This is a genomic window from Siminovitchia fordii DSM 16014 = CIP 108821 (genome assembly GCF_000374565.1).
GTDB lineage: Bacteria > Bacillota > Bacilli > Bacillales > Bacillaceae_C > Siminovitchia > Siminovitchia fordii.
Window position 1 is genome coordinate 115,037 of sequence record NZ_KB894695.1, and the last position, 23,518, is coordinate 138,554.

At 41.2% G+C, this 23,518-nt stretch carries 20 protein-coding genes and 1 other RNA gene; 2 read left to right on the forward strand and 19 right to left on the reverse strand.

The window, feature by feature from the left end; translation table 11 throughout:
* Positions 1-215: 215 nt before the first annotated feature.
* Complete coding sequence (locus tag C509_RS0115025; RefSeq protein WP_018707751.1) at positions 216-917, reverse strand: GNAT family N-acetyltransferase; 702 nt, start codon at positions 915-917, stop codon at positions 216-218.
* Positions 918-1,153: 236 nt separating this feature from the next.
* Here C509_RS0115025 and C509_RS0115030 point away from each other — a divergent pair, with 236 nt between their 5' ends.
* Positions 1,154-1,624: a hypothetical protein gene (locus tag C509_RS0115030; protein ID WP_018707752.1), complete on the forward strand. Its 471-nt coding sequence runs from the start codon at positions 1,154-1,156 to the stop codon at positions 1,622-1,624.
* 560 nt (positions 1,625-2,184) lie between these two features.
* Here the strand turns inward: C509_RS0115030 and C509_RS0115040 are convergent.
* From C509_RS0115040 to rpoN, 16 genes are all read right to left on the reverse strand, one after another.
* A complete protein-coding gene (locus C509_RS0115040; protein ID WP_018707754.1) occupies positions 2,185-2,535 on the reverse strand; it encodes a VOC family protein in 351 nt (116 codons plus the stop codon).
* An 835-nt stretch (positions 2,536-3,370) separates the two neighbouring features.
* Positions 3,371-5,017: a metal ABC transporter solute-binding protein, Zn/Mn family gene (locus tag C509_RS0115045; RefSeq protein WP_018707755.1), complete on the reverse strand. Its 1,647-nt coding sequence runs from the start codon at positions 5,015-5,017 to the stop codon at positions 3,371-3,373.
* 68 nt (positions 5,018-5,085) lie between these two features.
* Positions 5,086-6,261, reverse strand: a complete 1,176-nt coding sequence (locus C509_RS0115050) for a GTP-binding protein (RefSeq protein ID WP_018707756.1) — start codon at positions 6,259-6,261, stop codon at positions 5,086-5,088.
* Positions 6,262-6,818: 557 nt separating this feature from the next.
* Positions 6,819-7,183, reverse strand: a transfer-messenger RNA (tmRNA) gene (gene ssrA, locus C509_RS25655).
* Between the two features lie 114 nt (positions 7,184-7,297).
* A complete protein-coding gene (smpB, locus tag C509_RS0115055; RefSeq protein WP_018707757.1) occupies positions 7,298-7,765 on the reverse strand; it encodes an SsrA-binding protein SmpB in 468 nt (155 codons plus the stop codon).
* Between the two features lie 440 nt (positions 7,766-8,205).
* Positions 8,206-10,536, reverse strand: a complete 2,331-nt coding sequence (rnr, locus tag C509_RS0115060) for a ribonuclease R (RefSeq protein WP_018707758.1) — start codon at positions 10,534-10,536, stop codon at positions 8,206-8,208.
* Positions 10,537-10,553: 17 nt separating this feature from the next.
* Positions 10,554-11,300, reverse strand: coding sequence for an alpha/beta hydrolase (locus tag C509_RS0115065; RefSeq protein WP_018707759.1), 747 nt, complete (start codon positions 11,298-11,300; stop codon positions 10,554-10,556).
* A gap of 119 nt (positions 11,301-11,419) precedes the next feature.
* Positions 11,420-11,653, reverse strand: coding sequence for a preprotein translocase subunit SecG (gene secG / locus C509_RS0115070; protein ID WP_018707760.1), 234 nt, complete (start codon positions 11,651-11,653; stop codon positions 11,420-11,422).
* A 240-nt stretch (positions 11,654-11,893) separates the two neighbouring features.
* The gene (gene eno, locus C509_RS0115075) at positions 11,894-13,183 is read right to left on the reverse strand and encodes a phosphopyruvate hydratase (RefSeq protein ID WP_018707761.1); all 1,290 of its coding nucleotides are present in this window, start codon (positions 13,181-13,183) and stop codon (positions 11,894-11,896) included.
* Positions 13,184-13,275: 92 nt separating this feature from the next.
* Positions 13,276-14,811 carry a 2,3-bisphosphoglycerate-independent phosphoglycerate mutase gene (gene gpmI, locus C509_RS0115080; RefSeq protein WP_018707762.1) on the reverse strand — a complete coding sequence of 512 codons (1,536 nt, stop codon included), beginning with the start codon at positions 14,809-14,811 and terminating at the stop codon, positions 13,276-13,278.
* Entirely contained in the window at positions 14,804-15,565 is a 762-nt protein-coding gene (gene tpiA / locus C509_RS0115085) for a triose-phosphate isomerase (protein WP_018707763.1), read from the reverse strand. Before tpiA ends, gpmI begins: the two co-directional genes overlap by 8 nt.
* Positions 15,566-15,598: 33 nt before the next feature.
* On the reverse strand, positions 15,599-16,783 hold the full coding sequence (locus C509_RS0115090) for a phosphoglycerate kinase (protein WP_018707764.1): 1,185 nt from the start codon (positions 16,781-16,783) through the stop codon (positions 15,599-15,601).
* Between the two features lie 126 nt (positions 16,784-16,909).
* Complete coding sequence (gap, locus tag C509_RS0115095; RefSeq protein ID WP_018707765.1) at positions 16,910-17,917, reverse strand: type I glyceraldehyde-3-phosphate dehydrogenase; 1,008 nt, start codon at positions 17,915-17,917, stop codon at positions 16,910-16,912.
* Between the two features lie 4 nt (positions 17,918-17,921).
* A complete protein-coding gene (locus C509_RS0115100) occupies positions 17,922-18,950 on the reverse strand; it encodes a sugar-binding transcriptional regulator (RefSeq protein ID WP_018707766.1) in 1,029 nt (342 codons plus the stop codon).
* Between the two features lie 100 nt (positions 18,951-19,050).
* Positions 19,051-19,305, reverse strand: coding sequence for a glutaredoxin family protein (locus tag C509_RS0115105; protein ID WP_154654425.1), 255 nt, complete (start codon positions 19,303-19,305; stop codon positions 19,051-19,053).
* Positions 19,306-19,308: 3 nt separating this feature from the next.
* Complete coding sequence (gene rpoN, locus C509_RS0115110; protein WP_018707768.1) at positions 19,309-20,649, reverse strand: RNA polymerase factor sigma-54; 1,341 nt, start codon at positions 20,647-20,649, stop codon at positions 19,309-19,311.
* 244 nt (positions 20,650-20,893) lie between these two features.
* Between rpoN and C509_RS24055 the strand changes: the two genes are divergently transcribed.
* Positions 20,894-21,211 carry a CotD family spore coat protein gene (locus C509_RS24055; RefSeq protein ID WP_018707769.1) on the forward strand — a complete coding sequence of 106 codons (318 nt, stop codon included), beginning with the start codon at positions 20,894-20,896 and terminating at the stop codon, positions 21,209-21,211.
* Positions 21,212-21,653: 442 nt separating this feature from the next.
* On the opposite strand, the gene C509_RS27250 is transcribed toward C509_RS24055, so the two are convergent.
* Entirely contained in the window at positions 21,654-21,779 is a 126-nt protein-coding gene (locus C509_RS27250; RefSeq protein ID WP_018707771.1) for a hypothetical protein, read from the reverse strand.
* Positions 21,780-22,100: 321 nt separating this feature from the next.
* The gene (locus C509_RS0115130) at positions 22,101-23,459 is read right to left on the reverse strand and encodes an IS1182 family transposase (RefSeq protein WP_083934562.1); all 1,359 of its coding nucleotides are present in this window, start codon (positions 23,457-23,459) and stop codon (positions 22,101-22,103) included.
* Positions 23,460-23,518 lie beyond the last annotated feature (59 nt).

Sequence of the window (23,518 nt, forward strand, 5' to 3'; positions counted from 1 at the left end):
GAAGAGTATCCTGACAAAGTTAAGAGTATTTCTAAAATCTGAAGAGTATCCTGACAAAGTTATTAATGTGGTTAAATGGTTTTTTAAAGAAAAAAATGTATAACTTTACATTGGATAGTGTAAAGTCATACATTTCAAACCAAATTTCTCAAAATTGAGAAATCGGACTTTTTAAAGCTCGCGATTGTTTTAATTATAAGCAAGCCATTTTGTTCTTATTGCTTAAATGTTTCTAATCTTTGAACTTGAACTCCTTTGTCATCAAAGTTCTCCTCTGCTAGCCATTGAGTTAATGCTTGTTTGTGTAGAGGCCATTCTTCTATTAGCATTGAAAACCAACTGGTATTTCGTGAGCGGTTTTTATAGATAACCGCATTTCTGAAGGTGCCTTCATACTTAAAGCCTAAACGTTTTGCTGTTTTGATAGAGGGAGCATTAAGGGAATCACACTTCCATTCATAGCGCCGATATTGGAGTTCTTCGAATACATACATAGCTAATAAATAGTGGGCTTCAGTAGATATTCTTGTTCTTCTTAATGCATCTGAGAAATTAATATTTCCTACTTCAATCACCCCATTTGCCTGATCTATCCTCATTAAACTAAAGATTCCAAGCGGTTTGTTTGTCTCTTTATTTAACACGGCATAATAGATGTGTGTGCTGCTTTCTATTTTTTCTAATAATGTCTGTTCAAATTCTTCATAGTTGTGAGGTGGTTCTTCGGGTAAGTAGGTCCAATTACTTGGGTGAGAATTTTTATAGGCGTTATAGAGCTCTTTGATATGTGTACGCGATAATCTAGTGACAATAGTATACTTTCCGACATAATACATATCAGAGGGGAATTTTCTTTTCTGCCAATTGGACAACTCCTCACCAATTGGCTGGTTGTATTTGTTTAATCTCTGATTCATTTAATCACCACATTTCATTACATTATTTTATTACATTTTAACTTGTTAAGAATATTTAATCACCTGGTCTTTAATGATTTACTCCACAATCTTGCCCTTTTGTTCAACATTGATGTTAATTCTTATTCCGAGTTAGCGCCCTATAGTTAAGTGGAAACTTTCTCAATATCAAAGCCCCTTTAAATGAATAGTTTCACAATAAATAATACAGAATATCTAAAAAAGGGGGAGCAAGAATGATTCCTAATATAACTCGAATAGTATCACTAATCATTTCATGGATTTCTGCTATATTTTTACCAAAAAGTGCATTTCGTAAATATTTGCCTGTTTCCATTTTTTGTTCGTTGCTTGTTATATGCGGATGCTTTTTATCCTATAGGTATAAATGGTGGAGAGTGAAAGGAGGTATCAAAGAGCTCATTTTTCATGATTTAAGTTTTATTTTTGGCCCATTTTTTGTTGGTACAATATGGATTTTCCATTTATCGTTTGGAAAATTTAAACGTTATATTCTTTTGAATTTAATTTCAAATTTAAGTTTTTCCTACCCACTTACTTATGTTTTTGAAAAATTAAACGTTTATAAATTAGTTAATTTTAAACGGATACACCTTTTTTTATATTATTATGTATTTGCTTTTATCATTTATGGCTATCAGCTGCTAATAGAGCGTTCCAGAAAATGGTTTCCTGGTAAATTATAAAGACAATCTGGCCCTTAGATGGGATATTGGTGCCATTCCTTATTAGGGAATAGCGTCCGTTAGTTGAATAACATCTCTCCTTTTATTTCAAACCAAACATTTTCTATCAACGCAATAAATACGAACGCTAAAATAAAAGCTGTAATAGAAAGTAGGACCTTTTTCCTTAACTTAGTGTTGAAACGTATATATAACTTACCTATTTGACTGACAATTAGCACAAATATTGGAGCACTGATGCATATTGCTATAAAATCAACACGAGAAAATGGTTGGCTGATGTATGAATCAGAATAAACACTAAGAAGAATAAGCGAGACAAATAATGTGAATTGATAAATAAAGAATCTAACCCGGCTCATAAATAATAAGCTCCATTCTACCATAGTGTTACATCCCATTTAGTTCATGTAACTTCCTTCACGATCCCAATTATTATTCTATATAAGTATGTGACAGCTTTCCTCAACAGTCTGCACCATTTCATAATAAGAGCGCGATCCCATTCCGGAAAAGCGCCCGATTGGAGAAGTATTCAACACAATTGTAACCTCATTTATCTAAAGATGAGTAAGAATATTGACGAGCTTCCCGAATGGATCCCTTACAAAAAAGCGACGAACTCCCCACGGCTCCTCAACTGGACCATACTCAATTGGAATTTCTGCTTCTTTTACGCGAGTTAATGCACTGTCAAGATCATCAACTTCAATTGACAAATCGGGCACTGGTGTCCCAGATCCGCCCTCTGAAAGAAAGCTAATTTGAGTGTCCATTTTCTCGTTTGAGCCATAAGTTGCAATAAATCCCATATCCATCAACTGATCAAGTCCGAGTACTTCTCCATAAAAGTACCTTGCTTTAGAAATGTTCTGTGTCTCAACATTGGCAACAATTCTTTTAACCTTCATTCTGTATCCTCCTAAGTTTTTCATATTGTTTTTTATTCAACAAACTGGCCCTATTAAAGAAAAGGCACTGGCTCATTCAATAAGTGCCCCCGTTCCATGCTCTCATAAAAAGGCGATTCTCAAATTTCAAGGTCATCAATAGAAGCTTACTATTAGCTATTCCCTACCTGTCCTGCCAGCCTGGCTAGCATGCCCGTGCTATAAGGTTTCAATATAAAAAGTTTTTGTCCCTTAGTTCATAATTAAAATCCCTTTGATGATGTTTCATATAAAACTCACTTCTCTTCAAACACTTTTACCAACCATTTCACCTGTTATTTATTATACTAGTTTGAATTTTATCAATAAATATTTTAACTCTGTACAAATTCCCTTCAACTTTATTCCACAATCTGGCCTTTTATTGGAATAACATGCTTACTGTTTTAAACGACTATATCTGTAATTAAACACTTCTGAGATCAATAACAAAAGCCCTTGGAATTTTGGTCATGAGGGACCCCAAGGGCTTTTTAGTTGATGCATAAAAACAATTGAAAAGAGTTGTGTTCAGGATAATGTATTAAATATTAATTACAATTTTTATTCGTTTGATATTAACCGACAAGCCTGATCAGCGCGGGCTTAAATTTTCGTGCCATTTCGTGACATATGATAAAGTTTTTTAATTCTCCAGATTCATCAACAATTGCGCATTATGGAACAACGACCACTTCTAATAGGAATATTTTAAAAACAGTGAGAAAAAAGGAACACATTAAAGGGCTCCTCTACATCTTTAACTTAAAAAATTGATTCAAATAAGAAAATAAAGGATAACCCTATTACTCCTAATTTAATGCGCCATCATCTCATGGGCAATATCGTGTCCATCCATTTCTGATGGATAGTAGGTAGGCCAGTGTGTGACTTCATCTAATAAAGCTTTACGGTCATCACCCCAATACAGGTGGTAATGATCTGCTTCATTCGGATAGATACTATGATCACTAAATTGAATATACTTAGGAAGTCCATCAGTTTCTTCAGCTAGTTTAAAAATGTATCTTACTCCTCTATTTCCCGCATCATAAGTTAGAATTTCGTATCCGTCATATAGATACTTGCCAGTAAATTCTTCTCCATTTTTGAAAAACTTTACAGTCTCCTCCGTAATCACGATACGGTCAACATCTGTTTGATACCCTTTATTATAATATTCTTTGTATTCTTCAGATGTCATGTCACCTTTATGTTCTGCTTTATGAGCAAATACCTCGTCAAGCGTACCATCTTGTAGGTATGGATAAACAGATTGCCAGTCCCCTGCCCAATCAGAAAGTGAACGATCCTTCACTTGACTGTCTTCAAAATAGCCGGCATATATTTTTTCTTCCTCTTCATCTTGTGCATGACTATGCACATGGTCGTTATCATGATTGTGTTTACTTTCATCCATACTTAGAATAGTTTTAAGTGTATCTACATTTTTGTTCATGATGCTAAAGTAATCTTCATTATTTTCCTTATCCTTTTCCGTAATATATTCAAGATTATGAAGCGTAACTGGCTTTGTTCCTGTTTCTTTTTGGACTACATCTGCTACTTTTGTTAATGGAATTTGATCATAAACAACGTAGTGTATGTCATATTCCTTTGCTGTTTCAATAATAGACTGCAAACGTTTTTGTGATGGTTCACTATCTGGACTTAATCCGGCAATGCTGATTTGGTGAATGCCGTATCGGTTTTCCCAATATCCATATGAAGCATGCGAAACCAGAATCTCCTTATGGGCGGCTGATGAAATTGTCTCTCTCAAATCAACATCAAGCTGCTCAAGCTTTGCTTTCAGATCTTGAAAATTTTTCTCGAATTCTCCTTTAGCAGAAGGCATTGCTTTAAATAAAGAGTCTTTAATATTTTCGGCCATTTTAATCGCATAGATAGGATCCAGCCAAATATGTGGGTCTTGATCATGGTGATGCCCATTTCCCTCTTCAACGTGGGTTTCATGCTCATGTTCAGGCTCATGTTCATGTTCTTCATCAGACTCTTTCTGGGCATTCTCTTCTTCATGGTCCTTTTCATGGCCATGGTCGTCATGGTTATCTCCACTTAATAATTCAATGCCATTGGATGCTTCCACTACAGTTACTTTTTCTTTAGCCAAAGATTTTTCGGCTTTGTCGACAAAAGACTCGAGCCCTGCTCCATTGTAAATGAATAAATCTGCATCGGCTATGTCCATCATGGTTTTGAGCGTAGGTTCAAATGAATGGACATCTGAGCCTGCAGGGTATACACTTTTTACCTCAACATACTTTCCACCGATTTTCTGGGTAAAATCCTCGATGGGAAAGATTGTGGTATAAACTTTAAGAGTCTCACTCCGATCCTCATTATCTTTTTTATCTGTTTGAGATGATGAACTTTTATTACAGCCACTCATAAACACTGCAATGACCAATACGATTGTCATAAAAATAGATTTCACGTTCATTTTTCAGATTCCTTTCCAAATTAGCGTTAAATCGTAATCATTACGATTTTCAGGTTATATTAATGCATTTACGTAAAGGATGGGAATGGGTCGTTCAATAGATCCTGGCTTACCTTCATTTCTTCTGGGGTTATTAAGCATTCATCGAGTTGATTTTCTATTTCCTTTTGATCCATTTCAATTCCTATAAAAACTATTTCTGTCATCCGATCTCCGGTATTCTCATCCCAGCGTCCCAATAGTTCACTGTCTTCCTCCAGCATGGCCATTCGCTCTTCTTCAGGCAGGGTAGCTACCCAATATCCCGCCACTTGTATGGAAATGGAGGTACCTGCCTGTGAAAGAAGGCCTGCAATGTCGTTTCTTGTGGCAAGCCAGAAAAAACCTTTGGACCGGATTACCTCTACAGGCCAATCCTCAAGCCACTTGTAAAAACGCTCCGGATGGAATGGATGCCTTCTGCGATAGACGAATGAAGAAATCCCATATTCTTCTGTTTCGGGCACGTGTTCCTCATTCAATTCCTTTATCCACCCTGCAGATTGACTCGCTGTTTCAAAATCAAACATTCCTGTATTCAGCAATTCGTTTATTGGGAGAGCACCAAATGATGTTTGAATGATTTTTGCGTCCGGATTTAATGTTTTAAGAATATGAGCCAGTTGTTCAGCATCTTTATTCTCAATAAGATCTGTTTTATTTAAAACAATGATATTGGCAAATTCAATTTGATCCATCAATAAATCTACAATTTCTCTTTCATCAGATTCATCCGTTCCATGATTTCGATCCAGCAGATTTTCACCTGAAGAAAAATCCGACCAAAATTGATGTGCATTTACTACGGTAACCATTGTGTCCAAACGGCATTTGCTTGTTAAATCAATGTTCACTTCCTCATCAATATACGTAAAGGTCTGGGCGACTGGAATAGGCTCACTTATCCCGGTTGATTCAATAACAATATAATCAATGTTTCCTGATTCAACCAACTTTTCGACTTCAAGCATCAAATCTTCACGCAATGTGCAGCAAATACAGCCATTTTGCAGTTCTACAAGTTTTTCCTCGGTTCTGCGGAATCCTCCGGAATGAATGAGATCGGCATCAATATTCACCTCACTCATATCGTTAACAATAACTGCGATGCGCAGCCCCTCTCTATTATGTAAGATATGATTCAATACAGTTGTTTTGCCTGCTCCTAAATAACCGCTCAAAACCGTCACCGGTATCTTATCCATAAAATTCCTCCCTTTTCCAAATCGTAATCATTACGATTTGTATCTTATAATAATATTGCAAAAATAGCAAGATGAATTTTTTAAGATGTACATAGTTCTTCAATTGAATCCTGTAATTTAGCAGGTTAGTGATAATTCATTAGTTTCGTACATAGATTAGTGAAATGACCAGACAAGGATAATTATCTTCCACATCCGGCAAAGCATATAGATTGGAATAAGGTATATGCGCAGTCAAGGAATGGTTGGTACAAAAAAGGACTAGACTGCTGTTAGCGGGGATATTGCTTTTTTTTGTTTGTATTTCCTAATTTCACTCAAAGATAAGATGCCATCCCTAGAATTTGTTAAATGTGAACAACATATTCTTAGGAATAATTTTGGAGGCTTTGCCATTTGTGTTGCGGGAGCGGCAAAATCATGGTTCAAATCACAGGTATTCGTGAAGACATTATAAAGCCTAAAGGTTCCTAAAATAAAATAAAGCATAAGCTTTCCAAACGGAAAATTTATGCTTTATGTCACATAAAAAAATAAAAACCACCAAATTATGTATTTGGTGGAGACGGTGGGAATCGAACCCACGTCCAAGAATATCGGCACTCAAGCATCTACGAGTGTAGTCGATATATTGGCGTTTCGCATCTTCTTCGGCCTATCGACAGGCTTCCGAAGTGCTAGCCTGATTAGTCTCTTCCATGGTCCTCAGGCGGAGGACGTCCGGCGTAGCCCACTGAATGTGAGACCCTTACCCTACCACATGGGCGATGGAGGGAGGATCCGCATTAGGCCTTATTAGGCAGCTAAAGCGAGGTTATCGTTAGATTTGCCAGTTATTATTGGCTTTGACGTTTTTACGAGGACGATCCCCTCGACTCGCAACTCGAGCTCGACCTATCCCTGTCGAATCCAAAACGTCCCCATAATAAGAGAAACACCTTTTCTATAAAAAGGAGCGTTTCGGGATGATCAGTCTATCAAGTACAGCTTATATTATAACAGATAGAGAGAAAAATTCAAGACTGGCAACAAGAATTTACATTTTTTGGCGTTCTCGGAACACTCGTTCAATATCGCGTTTTGCTTCTTTTCTCTTCAGATCTTCACGTTTATCATATTGTTTTTTACCTTTTCCAAGACCAATGAGCATTTTGGCAAATCCATTTTTCATATACAACTTTAATGGTACAAGTGTATACCCTGCTTCTTTCGTTTCCCCAATCAGTTTATTGATCTGCTTCCGGTGCAAAAGTAATTTTCTTGTCCGGATCGGATCATGATTATAGCGGTTACCATGTTCATACGGGCTGATATGCATATTATGGATAAAAACTTCACCATTTTGTATGCGGGCAAACGAGTCCTTCAAGTTGACCCTTCCTGCACGGATGGATTTGATTTCCGTCCCCTGTAAAACGATGCCGGCTTCATACGTATCCTCGATGAAATAGTCATGCCCGGCTTTCCTGTTTTGGGCTACCAGCTTTCCTTCTTCCTTCGCCATATGTGTCCCCCCTTGCATTCTTTATGATTAATCATTATAACATGCGATTCATATAAAATGCCCCTAAAAACACAGGCGCAAAAAGTATATTCCCTTACCCAGTGTAATCGGAGCCTTATGATACGGATGTCCCGGACCTGCCAGGGTGCTCTATTCATGATTGACGTAGATTCACAGGACGTTTGACAGGTTAATTTATTCCTGAGGGCATCACCAGGTTACAGATGTCCCGATATTGCGGCTGACTGATAAAACCAGTCAGCCTGTCTCTCCCACTGCATTGTTCCCTTAGGAAATTCGACATCCCCTCATTTTAAAGCATTGTATTCTTACTGCATAAAATCCTAGAATCGATTTTTTTCCTGATTCACCCTTGTTCGAGAGCTCGTCCATACTTGTCTGAACGTTCGACAACATGGATTCCCTTATGAGAGGCATTTTTATCTCTTTCTCCGCTTGGCTTTTCTCACATTAGTAGGCTTATTATCGAAAGACTTTTTCTTCTTCCGCGGTTTTCTTGTCGTCCATTCGTCGTCACCACTGTTACCCTGAGGGCCTTTGCTTCTTTTCCCTCCGTTATCTTTCAATTTGACGATTTTCTTTAACTCTTTTGTTCCGCCGCCCGTTTTGCCTTTCATGCCAGCAATTTCAAAATCAATGGAATGCTCGTCTTTGTTCACATTGATCACGCGGACCGTAACTTCGTCACCGATCCGATAAACATTCCCTGTCCGTTCACCAATCAAAGCAAACTGCCGCTCATCATAATGATAATAATCATCCGTCATATAGCTGACGTGGACAAGCCCTTCAATTGTATTGGGAAGTTCAACAAAAAGGCCGAAATTGGTCGCAGAGCTGATGATTCCATCGAATTCCTCGCCGATCTTGTCCTCCATGAATTCCGCTTTTTTCAATTCATCCGTATCCCGCTCTGCATCAACGGCGCGGCGCTCCCTTTGAGATGTATGCTGGGCAATTTCATCCAGCTTCGCATTCCACTTTTCCCGTGTGGCCGAATCTACTTTCCCTTCAATCAAATACGTCCTGATCAACCGATGGACGATCAAATCTGGATAACGTCTGATCGGGGACGTGAAATGTGTATAAAAATTTGTCGATAATCCAAAATGTCCGATGCTTTCCGGATAATATTTTGCTTGCTGCATCGATCGCAACATAACCGTGGAAACGACCATTTCTTCCGGCCTTCCGTGAACGGCTTCTAAAATTTCCTGAAGGGCACGCGGGTGAACTGTGTTGGCCGTCCCCCTCACAATGAGATTGAAATTCGTAATGAATTCAAAGAACCGCTGAAGTTTCTCCTCTTTCGGATCTTCATGAATGCGGTATAAAAACGGCACTTCCATCCAATGAAAATGTTCTGCAACCGTTTCATTCGCTGCCAACATGAATTCTTCAATGATCCGCTCACCAATCGATCTTTCCCTGATGACAACATCAACCGGCTTTCCGTCTTCATCAACTATCACTTTCGCTTCTTTGAAGTCAAAGTCGATTGCACCGCGTTTCATCCGTTTATTCTGAAGAATGGCCTGGAGTTCTTCCATCAGCTCAAACATCGGGACGAGCGGCTCATATTTTTCGCGTAGAGCCGGATCTTTATCTATCAGAATTTTATTTACATCAGAGTATGTCATCCGCTCGGTCGTTTTAATCACAGACTGAAAAATTTCATGGCTGACAACTTCACCCTGTGGGTTCAATTCCATCTCACACGATAATGTAAATCGGTCCACCTTTGGATTAAGGGAACATATTCCGTTCGAAAGCCTGTGAGGAATCATTGGTATAACACGGTCCACCAAATATACGCTCGTACCGCGTTCAAATGCTTCGCGGTCGATTGGCGATCCTTCTTTTACATAATGACTCACATCCGCGATATGGACACCCAGTTTGTAATTGCCATTATCCAATTTCGCCACTGTAACCGCGTCATCGAGGTCCTTCGCATCCGCACCATCGATCGTTACAATTGTCTCCCCCCGAAGATCTCGGCGGTTCCCAATATCATTTTCATCAATCGTTTCCGGTACATTATTCGCTTGTTCCATCACTTCATCAGGAAAAGCTAACGGTAAATCATGCTTATGGATGATGGATAAAATATCCACTCCCGGGTCGTTTTTGTGACCCAGTATTTGAATGATTTCACCTTCTGCATTTTTTCGATTCTCCGGATATGTTGTGATGCGGGTAATGACTTTGTGCCCCTCAACTGCTCCCATACTTGCATTCTTCGGGATAAAAATATCATCGGCAATCTTTTTATCATCCGGGATAACAAAACCGAAATATTTGCTTTCGCTATATGTACCGACGACCTGTACTGTACCCCGCTCCAGAATCCGTACGACCGCTCCTTCTCTCCTAGTTCCACTGGTTGACGGTGAAACCCTTACGAGGACCTTATCCCCATGCATAGCCCCGTTGATTTCATGCGGAGGGATAAAAACGTCATCCATCCCTGGTTCATCCGGCAGCAGAAAACCAAAACCCTTAGCATTTCCGGATAAGGTTCCTCGTACAAGGTTCATTTTTTCCGGAACACCGTACCGATTGCTTCTTGTACGGACTATAAGTCCCTTTTCTTCCATAACTACTAACGCTTTTACAAATTCCTTGAAGTTTTCCGATCCCTCAATTTGAAATACTTCTTCCAGCTCTTTAACAGTCAATGGCTTATACGCTTCATCTTTCATATAAGTTAGAATCCGCTCAGCATAATGCTGTTTATTTTCGTCCATTTTACTCCTCCTCTCGTTTAAACTGCCCAATCAAGCCCCTCCAGGAAGCGAAGAATATCTTCATGGAGCTGTTCCTTTTCTTCTCCCAATGTGATGACATGGCCTGAATGCTCATACCACTTCAGATCCTTTTCAATTGACTCGGCGTTATCATATATAATGTTAGCACTGTCGGGATTAATCATCTCGTCATGCCTTGCCTGTACAACGAAAAGCGGTGCATAAATCATGTCAACTTGATCACGTACATCAGCAATCAGCTGCTGAAGTGACCTAAGCGTATTCATGGGTGTTTTTTCAAAGTCGTTCATTTCCTTCTCAATCTGTTCTTTTGACTTTCCTTCCAACTGTTTAATATCTCTTGCATATTTAATGACCCCCTCGTACATGACTTCTTCACTTTTTATGTACATAGGCGCGCACATCGGAACTATTCCTTTTACAGGTACAGTGTAGCCCAATTTAAGCGAAAATACACCGCCCAGGGACAATCCCGCTACAGCGATTTCCTCATATCCCTGCCTTTTTAAAAATTCATATCCATCCATGACGTCTTTCCACCAGTCGTCCGGACCTGTCTGAACAAGTTCTTCGGGAGGAACCCCGTGCCCTTTATATTGAGGTGCATGGCAAGTATATCCGTTTTTCTCTAGGAATCTTCCCAACATCCTGACATCGGCTGTATTCCCTGTAAAACCGTGAAGCAGCAGTACTGCTCTTTTTCCTGATTCAAATGTAAAAGGTTCAGGAGCTTTGATTTTCATTTTATCGATCCCCTTTATGCACATTCCTTCATTAGTGTTATTACCCTATTTTAAGCAAACTATAGACTTTTATAAAATAAAAAAACCCGGCCCTTTGCGAACCAGGTTTGATGTCCATATTAAACTTCAAAAAAGGCTACAGCCATTGTAAGGATGAAAAACAGTACAGATAAAATGATCGTGATCCGATTGAGGACAAGGTCCATTCCACGGGCTTTCTGCTTTCCGAAAAGCTGCTCCGCTCCACCGGAAATTGCTCCAGAAAGGCCGGCGCTTTTACCGGATTGCAATAAAACAACAATGATTAATGCGATCGAAACAATGATCAATAACGTAATAGCTAACGTATGCACTAAAAACACCTCCGGGCCCTTAACAATAATTTAAATGTAGCATAATCAGCCCCTCTGTACAAGAGGGGCTGGAATAATTTGTCCGAATTCGACGGACAGGATGTCCTAGTGCAAGTGATGCGACAGGACGGCGCTGACTGAACTTGCCAACAGACAAGTGCAGGTGCCACTTCCCGTTTACGAACTGTCTTCCCAAGGAATGGCTTGTTTTCCTGCGCTAGCAAAGCTCTTGCACTTTTTTTATTTAATATTATAGAAAGCTTTCAGACCTGGGTAGATCGCTGTGTCTCCAAGAGTATCTTCAATGCGGAGAAGCTGATTGTATTTAGCCACACGATCCGTTCTTGACGGAGCTCCCGTTTTGATCTGTCCGGCATTTGTTGCAACAGCAATATCGGCGATTGTGCTGTCTTCCGTTTCTCCGGAGCGGTGTGAAATAACTGCTGTATAACCTGCACGTTTGGCCATTTCAATCGCATCAAATGTTTCTGTCAATGTACCGATTTGGTTTACTTTAATCAAAATCGAATTGCCTACGCCTTGCTCGATTCCTTTGGCAAGCTTTTCAGTATTTGTAACGAATAAGTCGTCACCCACAAGCTGCACTTTGGAGCCAATCCGTTCAGTGAGCAATTTGTGGCCTTCCCAGTCGTTTTCATCCAAGCCGTCTTCAATGGAGATAATCGGATATTTATTGACAAGCTCCTCGTACCAGTCAACCATCTCTTCAGAAGTTCGAACGACCCCTTCACCACTAAAATGGTATTTGCCCTCTTCTTTGTTATACAGCTCGGAAGAAGCTACATCCATGGCAAGTTGAATTTCTTCCCCAGGTTTGTAACCTGTCTTTTCAATGGCTGCCATCAGTGTTTCCAATGCTTCTTCATTGGATTCCAAGTTTGGAGCGAATCCGCCCTCATCACCTACAGCCGTATTTAAGCCTTTTTCTTTCAATACCGTTTTCAAGCTATGGAAAATTTCTGCTCCAACGCGGAGTGCTTCTTTGAAGTTTGATGCTCCTACAGGCATCACCATGAATTCCTGAATATCCACATTGTTATCGGCATGCTCTCCGCCGTTTAAAATGTTCATCATCGGAACAGGAAGCTGTTTGGAATTGAATCCGCCCAAATATTGATAAAGCTCAAGGCCAAGTAAATCAGAAGCCGCATGGGCAACTGCCATGGATACACCTAAAATGGCATTTGCTCCAAGTTTTCCTTTATTGTGTGTACCGTCAAGTTCGATCATCGCCTGGTCGATTCCAACTTGGTCAGTAACATCCATACCAATGATTTCTTCGGCAATCACTTCATTTACATGTTCAACGGCCTTTTCCACACCTTTGCCAAGGTAGCGGCCTTGATCACCGTCCCTCAATTCCACTGCTTCATATTCACCAGTAGAAGCACCACTTGGAACAAGCGCGCGCCCGAATCCTCCTGATTCTGTGATAACTTCCACTTCCACTGTCGGATTACCACGGGAGTCCAACACTTCACGTGCATATACATTAGCTATGAATGGCATCAAAATCTCTCCTTGTTTTGTAAGATAAGAAAAGTGCTAGCTTTACTATATTCAGCGTAAAAAGCCTATTGTGACACTTTAAGTATAAAAAATTATTTTTTTATCAAGCTGTCGCCTGTCATTTCTTTCGGTTTTTCTATATTGAGCAATTCAAGCATCGTCGGCGCCAGATCAGCAAGAATTCCCCCGTCGCGAAGATGAATTCCATGTTTGGTAATGATCACTGGTACGGGATTGGTTGTATGGGCAGTCATCGGTGCTCCCTCCAACGTCACCACTTCATCCGAATTTCCATGGTCTGCTGTAATGATAGCTGTACCGCCTTTTTCCAGAATTAGATCAACCACCCGTCCGAGACATTCATCCACTGTCTCGATCGCGTCAATGGTTGGTTGAAGCATGCCTGAATGCCCAACCATGTCGGGATTGGCAAAGTTCAATATGATGGCATCAAAGCGGTCACCCTCAATTTCAGTACAAAGTGCGTCCGTGACTTCATAAGCGCTCATTTCAGGCTTCAAATCGTATGTCGCCACTTTTGGTGAGTCAATTAAAATTCGCTTTTCCCCCGGGAATTCATCCTCTTTTCCGCCACTCATGAAAAAAGTAACGTGAGGGTACTTTTCCGTTTCCGCAATCCTCAGCTGTTTCAAGCCAGCCCTTGAAATCACTTCACCAACCGTTTGATCCAAATTGACGGTTTTGAAAGCAACATAACCGTCAACCGTTTCGGAAAAGTGTGTCATACAAACGAAATGCAAATCCTTCGGACGATTTTCTCCGCGGTCAAAACCGTGGAATTCTTCGTTTGTAAATACATTGGATATCTGAATGGCACGGTCAGGGCGGAAATTGTAAAAGATTACTGAGTCCCCATTTTCAACAGTTGCATTCGGCTTTCCAGTATCGTCCGTGATGATGGAAGGGATCATAAATTCATCAAAGATGCCATGGGCATATGAGTCTTCAATCATTTTATGCGGATCGGAATATGCGGGCCCTTCGCCGAATGCCATTGCCCGGTAAGCTTTTTCCACACGATCCCAGCGTTTGTCGCGGTCCATGGAATAGAACCTTCCAGATACAGTAGCAAACTTGCCGACTCCATATTTATCCATTTTTTCCTGGGCTGCCTTAACATATTTTTCAGCTGTTTTCGGACCAACATCCCTGCCATCCAAAATAGCGTGCACATATACTTCCTTCACGTCCTGATCTGCAGCAAGCTTCAGAAGAGCAAACATATGTTCAATATGGCTATGTACTCCTCCGTCCGAAAGCAATCCCATCAAATGGAGTTTTTTTCCACTCTTTTTAACATTTTTCACGGCATCTAGAAATGTTTCGTTCTTTTCGAACTCTCCATTCCTAATCGCTATATTCACCCTTGTCAGGCTTTGATAAACGATTCTTCCGGCACCGATATTCAAATGCCCGACTTCGGAATTTCCCATCTGGCCTTCCGGTAGTCCGACAGCTTCACCGCAGGCCGTAAGCTGTGTATGTGGATATAAATTCCAGTATCGGTCAAAATTCGGTTTTTTTGCCTGCGCCACAGCATTTCCCTTCGCCTCTTTCCGCAGGCCAAAGCCATCAAGGATGATTAAGGCTGTTGGTGATTTAGTCATTGATGGACGCCTCCAATAATTTCAGGAACGAATCCGGATCCAGACTTGCTCCTCCGACAAGCGCTCCATCAATATTTGGCTGGCTTAGAAAAGTCCGGATATTCTCCGGTTTCACGCTTCCGCCGTATTGTATACGTACGGAATCAGCAGCCTCTTTTGAAAAGCTGTTCTCAATCACTTGACGGATGTGTTCACACACTTTATCAGCATCTTCAGCCGTTGATGATTTTCCTGTCCCGATCGCCCAGATAGGCTCATAGGCAATAATCAGGTCTTTTACCTGCTCCTTCGTAAGCCCTTGAAGTGCCTTCTTTACCTGGCTTCCAACATGTTCATTTGTTTCTCCGTTTTCCCATTGTTCAAGTGATTCCCCCACGCAGACAATCGGAAGCAGACCGTTGCGAAAAGCAGAAAGTACTTTTTTATTCACGGATTCATCTGTCTCGTTATAAAATTCACGTCTCTCGGAATGCCCTATAATAACATAAGAAACGGCGATCCCTTTTAAAGCGGCAGGACTGACTTCACCGGTATACGCGCCTTTTTCTTCATAGTGCATCGTTTGTGCGCCTATTTTGACATTATATCCGCTAACTTCCTTTACGAGACGGTCGAGAAACAGGAAAGGGGCGCAAATCACCGTATCCACTTGGGCATTAGATGGAACGAGCCCTTTTACTTTTTCGGCAAAGTCAACCGCCTCTTCCATTGTTTTGTGCATTTTCCAATTACCTGCAATGATCGGTTTTCGCATGTGTTTCATCCTTTCAATCTGTACAGGTGACTATTATTTTTCATCAAGTGCCGCTATTCCCGGCAAATCTTTACCTTCCATGAATTCGAGGGAAGCTCCGCCTCCTGTTGATATGTGGTCCATTTGATCGGATAATCCAAAATGCTCTACTGCCCTGGCGGAATCTCCGCCACCAATGATCGAATATGTATCGCCAGCTTTAGCAAGCGCCTCGGCTACAGCATTTGTTCCTTGGGCAAAAGGTTCCATTTCGAACACACCCATCGGCCCATTCCAGATAACAAGATTGGATTCTTTGATGACATTGCTGTATAAATCTGCCGTTTTAGGGCCAATATCAAGCGCAAGCCATCCATCCGAAATGTTGTTGATGTCCACAACTTGTGAATTCGCTTTTTCCGAAAAAGAATCGGCAACAACTGCATCAATCGGCAAGTAAAATTTTACACCGTTTCTTTCCGCTTTTTCCATAAAACTTTTTGCCAATTCTATCTTATCTTCCTCCAATAAGGAATCCCCGATCTCATAACCTTGAGCTTTTACGAAAGTGAATGCAAGTCCTCCTCCGATGATCAAGTTATCCACTTTATCAAGCAAGTTATCAATGACACCTATCTTATCTTTTACTTTTGCGCCTCCGATAATTGCCGTAAACGGTCTTGCCGGGTCCGACAATGCATTTCCAAGGACTTCCAGTTCTTTTTCGATTAAAAATCCGGCTGCAGAAGGCAGGTACTTCGCCACCCCTTCTGTAGAGACGTGAGCACGGTGCGCTGTACCGAATGCATCATTCACATAAAGGTCAGCAAGCCCCGCAAATGCTTTGGCCAACTCTTCATCGTTCTTTTCCTCGCCTGGATGGAATCTCACATTCTCAAGAAGGAGAATGTCGCCCTCCTTGAGCTCGGCAATCTTTTCTTTCACATCTTCTCCAATCACTTCTTCAGAGTAACGGACTTCCTTGCCCAGCAAATCTTCAAGCTTTTTCGCAACCGGTGCAAGTCTGAGCTCTTCCACCACTTTTCCTTTGGGTCTTCCCATATGGCTGGCCAAAATAATCATCGCCCCATGTTCAGACAAATGGCGGATGGTCGGCAATGCCGCCCGAATCCTTGTATCATCAGCAATCGTTCCGTCATTCATCGGAACATTGAAATCCACTCGACAAAAAATTTTTTTTCCTTTGACATCCAAATCCCTGATTGATTTTTTCTTCACTGGGTAAGCCTCCTCCTAAACGCAGAAAATAAGAGAGTGGGTTCATTCTCCCGCTCCCTCTTCTACACCCCTCTATATTATAGATGCCAAGCCGCGAATTATCCAATACCAAATCCAAATTTTTGACTATAAACCTCTTTTTTTGATATAAACGGCCAAATCCACTAGCCGGTTTGAATAACCTGTTTCATTATCATACCAAGACAGGACTTTTACCATATTGCCTTCCAGCACCATAGTTGACAAGGCATCAATCACAGAAGAATGAGAATCCCCGTTATAGTCGCGAGATACGAGCGGCTTGTCACAATATCCCAGTATCCCTTTCATCTTTCCTTGGGATGCTGCTTTCAACGCCGCGTTCACCTCTTCCGCCGCTACTTCCTTTTCCAGTTCGGCAACGAGGTCAACAACAGATACATTCGGTGTCGGTACACGCATCGCCATTCCGTTCAGTTTTCCTTTTAACTCTGGAAGCACAAGTGATACTGCCTTCGCCGCGCCCGTCGTCGTCGGGATAATTGATTCGGCGGCAGCCCGTGCTCGGCGATAATCTTTGTGCGGCAAATCAAGGATTTGCTGGTCATTTGTGTAAGAGTGGACAGTGGTCATCATGCCGCGCCGGATACCGAAATGCTCATTAAGGACCTTGGCAAACGGTGCAAGGCAATTCGTTGTACAGGATGCATTCGAAATGATATGGTGTTTTTCGGGTTCATACTTTTCTTCATTTACCCCCATCACAATGGTGATGTCCTCATCCGTTGCCGGTGCTGAGATGATGACTTTCTTTGCACCCGCCTCCAAATGCATGGCAGCGTCATTCCTTTTTGTAAAACGTCCGGTGGATTCAATCACGATATCGACGCCGAGGTCTTTCCATGCAATCCGGGAAGGGTCCCTTTCAGCAGTCACCTCCAGTTTGCGGCCTCCTACAATGATCTTCTCGTTTTCTACCATGACTTCTTCACCAAGCGTTCCATGTACTGAATCATATTCAAGCAAATGTGCAAGCATCTTGGCATTCGTCAAGTCATTTACAGCCACGATTTCAACTTCCGGATGTTTTAGCGCAGCTCGGAAAACGTTTCTGCCTATTCTTCCAAAACCATTTATTCCAACTTTCACTGACATACTTTCATTCCCCCTTTAGTATTTCTTTTGCCGCACCTTCATCAGTAACCAAGACGGTCGATCCCGGCGCATTTTTCATATATGACTTTATAGCTGTTGCCTTCGATTTTCCTCCGGCTGCTGCAATGATATATTTGAAGTGAGGTAGATCCTCCAACTGTAAACCGATTGTAGAAACCTTATGCACAATATTTCCATCACTATCAAAATAATAGCCGAATGCTTCCCCAACAGCGTGTCTCTTTATTATTTTATTCATGCTTTCTTCATCAGTATTCCGCCGCTCAGCCATTTTCATTGCTTCTCCAATCCCATGGAGCACGATATCAGCTGACCGAATTAAAGTTAGCGTGTTATTTATTGATGGTTCTTTCAACAGTATCGTGCGAAGCTCATCACTCACTTCATCCGGAACATACATTACTCGGTGGGTCCCCCCTGTATTATCTGCCATTACCGCACAAATAGAATTAGCCTGGTCGCTTACTTTTCCGCCTACTCCGCCTCTTGCCGGTACAAATATCATCTCCTTCCCTTCAACATTTATTTCCATAAGCGCATTAGCCACGGATCCCATCGTTGTACCGCCAGTGACCGTAATCGTGTTTTTTTCAACCAGCAAAGCCTCAAGTCTTCGGGCACATGCTTTCCCAATCTCATCTTTAATTAACGGCATCTTGTCGCTGTCTCCCGGAACAATGATTGTTTCTGCGATACCGAGACACTCGCTTAGCTGTTGTTCCACCTTATGAATTCCAATAATCTCCCTCATCAAGACATCTAACTTGGTTAAATGCTCTCTTCCTTCGGGTGTAAGGCTCATTCCGGCAGGTTGAAAATCAATCAGGTGTTGACCTTTTAAAAACTCCACCTCACCTCTGAGTACCCGTTCTGTCATTTCCAGCATTTGGGCCAAGGGCCTTCGTCCCACCGGCTCCGTCAACCGGATTGACCTTAGAACAAAGTACCTCCTTTCCATCACATTCAGAAGGTCTGGCACCAATAGCTGTTGCAGCTTAAACAACTCCTTCATATCAATCCCCTCTCCGGTAAAGTCCCTCTGGGTCATTTTTTGTCCCGTTTTATCAAAAAAAGAACCAGCCATTACGGATATAATAGCAGGTTCAACATGGTCATTTCAAATTTTCTTTCAATTTTTCTTCCAGAGCTGGCAAATCAATCCGGCCATATTGGATAATTTCCCCACTTATTTCTACGACAGGGATCATGAGCCCGAATTTTTCTGTCAGCTCATCGCTCGAGTCTATGTCCTTTTCTATCATTTCAAAAGCATATTCTTTTTGAAGCAACCTCAAAAGTAGCTTGCCTTCTTCACAAAGCTCGCACTTTTTTCTCGTGTAATAGTGAACTTCCATTATCTGCTCCATTTCCTACTCATACCGTTTCCGTTTTGTTGATGAAGGGATGCGCAACTGTTCCCGGTATTTGGCAACAGTCCGCCTTGATAAAGTAAGCCCTTTATCTTTCAGCATGTTCGCAATAGCCTGGTCGGACAAAGGTTTGCTCTTGTCCTCCTTATCGATGAGTCCTTTGATCAGGGTTTTCGCCTGGCCGGCTGATGCCTGTTCTCCGTCGCTTGCAGCATTTGATTGCAGTGCTTGTGAGAAGAACTTTTTAAGTTCATGCATGCCGCTTGGCGTTTGGATATATTTTCCCCTGATGGCCCGGCTCACAGTCGATTCATGTACATCGATTTTTTCAGCGACATCTTTTAATGTCAGTGGTTTAAGAAAGCGGGGACCTTTAAGGAAAAAATCTTGCTGCTCTTCAATAATCGCCATTCCCACTTTCATCAACGTCTGCTTTCTTTGCTCAATGCTGCGCATGATCCAACGAAAATCCTGGCGCTTATCGTTTAAATACTGCTTCACATTATCATCTGGTATGCTTGCCATTTCGTTATAATAATCAGATTGATAGCGAATGGCCGGAAGATGTTTTTCAAACAATTGCAACTCCAATTTCCCGTCAACAATCTCCAAAATGAGATCCGGAATAACGTATTGAGGTCTCTCATAATCAAAGTGAGTTCCGGGGCGCGGATCGAGCGTTGTAATGAAATCAGCCGCCTGCTGGATCTCCTTCAAACTGACATCAAGGTTTTCCGATAATACCTTCCACTTTTTCTCTGCAAATTCATTGAAATATTCTGTTAATAACTTGACAGCCAGCGGCGGAGCATCGCTTCTTCTTTCTACCTGCAATATAAGGCATTCCTGCAGCGATCTTGCAGCTACCCCTGCAGGTTCAAGGCTTTGAACAAGCTGCAGGATCTCTTCTGCTTCCTCGATCGATGTCCCGCATATAGCAGCAGCTTCTTCAACAGTTATCGTCAGATATCCATTCGGATCTAAATTGTATATAAATTGTTCCACCAGTTTTTCTTGAAAATCGGACAGCGCTTTCATCACCAGCTGAGAAAACAAATGATCAGCAAGCCCCTCATTTGGCTCAGCCATTTGCTCAAGCCATTTTTTTTGATCATTTTCAGGATTGGTGACTTTTCTTTTCCTTACTCTGTCGTAGCGGGGATCTACAGATCGAACGATTGGTGATTCAAGCTGGATGAGCGGATTCTCCATTTCTTTCATTTCAAGAAAAGCTGTCAATTCATGGGCGGTGTACTGCAATATCGTAATCGCCTGCTGCAGCTCCTGCGTCATCGTCAGATTCAAGGTTTGTTTTTGCAACAAAGCCGGTTCCAGTTTCATTGATCCTCTCCCCCCTCCTGCTATTCTACTATATTACCATAAAACCTGATACAAATTTTAATATTTTGCGCCTAGCAACCACCAATTTTGAGCCTTTTTCTTCTTTTACTGATGAAAATAACCAAAAAATCCATTGATGGGGAAAACAAAGCGCCTATTTTGTCACTTTCTGGGTAGTTGTCCATTCGTTGGACGGTTGTCCTACATACTATTTAATATACGTTTCAAAAAGGAGGTTTTTGTCATGAGACACTATAAACCTTGTGGCTGCTATAAGAAATGTACATGCGGATACCCGCAGGCTCAACCTGCTCAGCAATTGCCTGCAAAAACAATGCCTGCCCAAGTCAGCCCAACAAAACAACTGAATGAATATGTGGGCCAGGATGTCTATATTCCGGTAGTGCATCCTTCCCATACAACGCAAGTAAATCACACAACATACAAATATATGCATTCCTACCCGCACACAAAATCAGTCGTGAACTCAGTTTCAGAAGAACATTATTGTGTATGCCCGCCTAAACAGCACTGTGGCTGCAAACCGAAACACTACTGGTAAATCGGGAGCTTAAAAGCAGGACCATCTGCTTTTAAGCACCGTGATTCTGATGGGAAATTCCAAAAAATGGACCTTAGGACGCATTGTATTAAACAAACTCTTGCTTTAAAATAAACTTAAGGTCAAATTTCGACCTGATACCCCCTTTTATAATACAGAAGAAAGCCTTTCTGACGAAGGGTTTTCTCATTTTTCAACCCGGTTAATGCCGGGCTTTTTTTATAAAGAAGTACCCACTCAGCCAAACAAGATGTTTCCGAGGACGCCATTCATAACGATTTGTAGAGATAATTTTCACCTTCCCAAAATAAAAAAACACCTCCAATGAGATGTTTACATCGCTATCCAACTTCACTCACAATATATACAAATGTGTCATCAAAAGCAAAAAGATTAATCCTGATCTGAGGACCATTTTTTCACCTTTTCAATTTTGTTTTCCTTAATGCATATAATACATATATTCATAGTCATACTCTTCCTCGGTTAATTCATAAAATAAATCCTCATGACGGTTTGCGTCGAACCCGATTCTTCCTTTGAAAAAACCCAAGAGTATTTTTAGCACCTGCTCACCTCCATCAATTATGTTACATTTAATATAACATTGGCTTGTTAATAGTGTGTTAAGGTACTGTAAATTTTCTGTTTAATAAGAAAAACTTTGTCCATTTAAAAAAGTGAGGGATGGCCTCATATTATCAATGAAGGAATGAACGGAAAAATAACTCTGCAACTTTCTCTCAAGAATAAAAAAAGCATCCTAAGATGCTTCCAGCTTGTAGAGAAAGTGGGTGTTTTTTCTCTACAAGCTTTTTTTGTTCTTGTATTTTCGAGATATTCAATTATTTTTTCATCCTAAATAAATGGGAAAAAGACTCCCTTACACCTAGTCCTGTCTGTCCAGGTGTAAGGCAATCTTCTTCATGTTCTGGCAGGCCGTCGTGAGTAGCACCTGCTCGGCTGCCTTTTGTATTCCCCTCAACCGGCAATAACGAAGCCCATGCAGTTCTTTTGAATCTGCGAAGCTTCGTTCAACTTTCTCTTTTCTAAATTTGTATAGTAATTTTCCTTCCGATGATAAGCGGTTCAGACGGATTTGATCTTTATGTTCCTCCCAAACATGGCGGGTGACCACCTTTTGATGATTTTTAGACCGGGTACATTTTTCCAAGAGAGGACAGGCCGCACACTTTTTCCGATTCGATTTATATTCCCTGTAGCCATCACGGCTTGTGGTGGAATAGCTTAATGTTTCTCCATTGGGGCAGATATAGACATTATGTTCTGCGTCATACTTAAACTTCCATTTTGGAAATAACCCTTGTGTTGGATGATACCTGCGATGGGCAATGACCCCGAAAATACTCCGGTCAAACAAGCCTTTACAAATAGGGTTTGTCAGGTATCCAGAGTCTAGTGCTACGGCTTCCACTTCAAATCCAAACCTTTTTATTTGGCGGTCCAAACGTTCAAGATAGGGAACAGAGTCATGAACATTTCCAGGAGTGACAAAGGCATCCGTGATAATATTAAATTTCATGTCTGTCGTACGGTGGTCCAAATAGCAGAACATCTCTTGTTTATTGTCCCGGGACATGAATCCACTGTCAGGGTCTGTATTACTTTTTCGGATCTCTTTTGTTTCCTTCACTTCCCTTCGAGCCTTTAAAGGCTTTTTTCCATGCTTTTTCCGATCTTCTTCTATAGCTTGATTTAAATCTTCTATGTAATCACGTGTCTCCACTTTAACGACTTCTTTTGTATATTTATGTTTGTTCGCACTGGCCTTTAAGTGGGTAGAATCAGTAAATAGCGCTCTCCCGCCAACCATACGGTGGTTGATCGCTTGAAGAACGATTTCATCAAAGACCTCTTGGAAGATGTCTGTATCTTTGAAACGATTACACCGGTTCCAACTGATAGTAGAGTGATGAGGAACAGGGTCGGATAACCTCAATCCCAAAAACCAACGGTAAGCAACATTCGTTTGAATTTCCCTTTCCAGCTGGCGTTCCGAACGAATACCAAAAAAATAGCCGATGAACATCATTTTAAACAGGATCAATGGATCTAACGAGGGACGGCCGTTATCTTCACAGTAGTAAGGTCTAACCTTCTCAAGAATAAAAGAGAAATCAATATGCTTATCAATTTTTCTCAGCAGATGGTCTTCGGGAACTAAGTCTTCAAGACAAACAAATTCCATCTCATTTTGAATACTCGATCTTGTATGAAGCAATTTCATCACCGCCATTTTTGTTATCTACATTATAACAAATTAACATGACAATATTTATATAATTC

Coding starts and splice junctions, on each gene's coding strand:
- tpiA (WP_018707763.1), bottom strand. CDS start 15,565: ATGCGAAAACCGATCATTGCAGGTAATTGGAAAATGCACAAAACAATG.
- eno (WP_018707761.1), bottom strand. CDS start 13,183: ATGCCATTCATAGCTAATGTATATGCACGTGAAGTGTTGGACTCCCGT.
- gpmI (WP_018707762.1), bottom strand. CDS start 14,811: ATGACTAAATCACCAACAGCCTTAATCATCCTTGATGGCTTTGGCCTG.
- rnr (WP_018707758.1), bottom strand. CDS start 10,536: ATGGACGAAAATAAACAGCATTATGCTGAGCGGATTCTAACTTATATG.
- smpB (WP_018707757.1), bottom strand. CDS start 7,765: ATGGCGAAGGAAGAAGGAAAGCTGGTAGCCCAAAACAGGAAAGCCGGG.
- C509_RS0115065 (WP_018707759.1), bottom strand. CDS start 11,300: ATGAAAATCAAAGCTCCTGAACCTTTTACATTTGAATCAGGAAAAAGA.
- C509_RS0115045 (WP_018707755.1), bottom strand. CDS start 5,017: ATGAACGTGAAATCTATTTTTATGACAATCGTATTGGTCATTGCAGTG.
- C509_RS0115130 (WP_083934562.1), bottom strand. CDS start 23,459: ATGAAATTGCTTCATACAAGATCGAGTATTCAAAATGAGATGGAATTT.
- C509_RS0115050 (WP_018707756.1), bottom strand. CDS start 6,261: ATGGATAAGATACCGGTGACGGTTTTGAGCGGTTATTTAGGAGCAGGC.
- C509_RS0115105 (WP_154654425.1), bottom strand. CDS start 19,305: ATGGAGCAGATAATGGAAGTTCACTATTACACGAGAAAAAAGTGCGAG.
- C509_RS0115040 (WP_018707754.1), bottom strand. CDS start 2,535: ATGAAGGTTAAAAGAATTGTTGCCAATGTTGAGACACAGAACATTTCT.
- C509_RS0115100 (WP_018707766.1), bottom strand. CDS start 18,950: ATGAAGGAGTTGTTTAAGCTGCAACAGCTATTGGTGCCAGACCTTCTG.
- C509_RS24055 (WP_018707769.1), top strand. CDS start 20,894: ATGAGACACTATAAACCTTGTGGCTGCTATAAGAAATGTACATGCGGA.
- rpoN (WP_018707768.1), bottom strand. CDS start 20,649: ATGAAACTGGAACCGGCTTTGTTGCAAAAACAAACCTTGAATCTGACG.
- C509_RS0115030 (WP_018707752.1), top strand. CDS start 1,154: ATGATTCCTAATATAACTCGAATAGTATCACTAATCATTTCATGGATT.
- gap (WP_018707765.1), bottom strand. CDS start 17,917: ATGTCAGTGAAAGTTGGAATAAATGGTTTTGGAAGAATAGGCAGAAAC.
- C509_RS0115025 (WP_018707751.1), bottom strand. CDS start 917: ATGAATCAGAGATTAAACAAATACAACCAGCCAATTGGTGAGGAGTTG.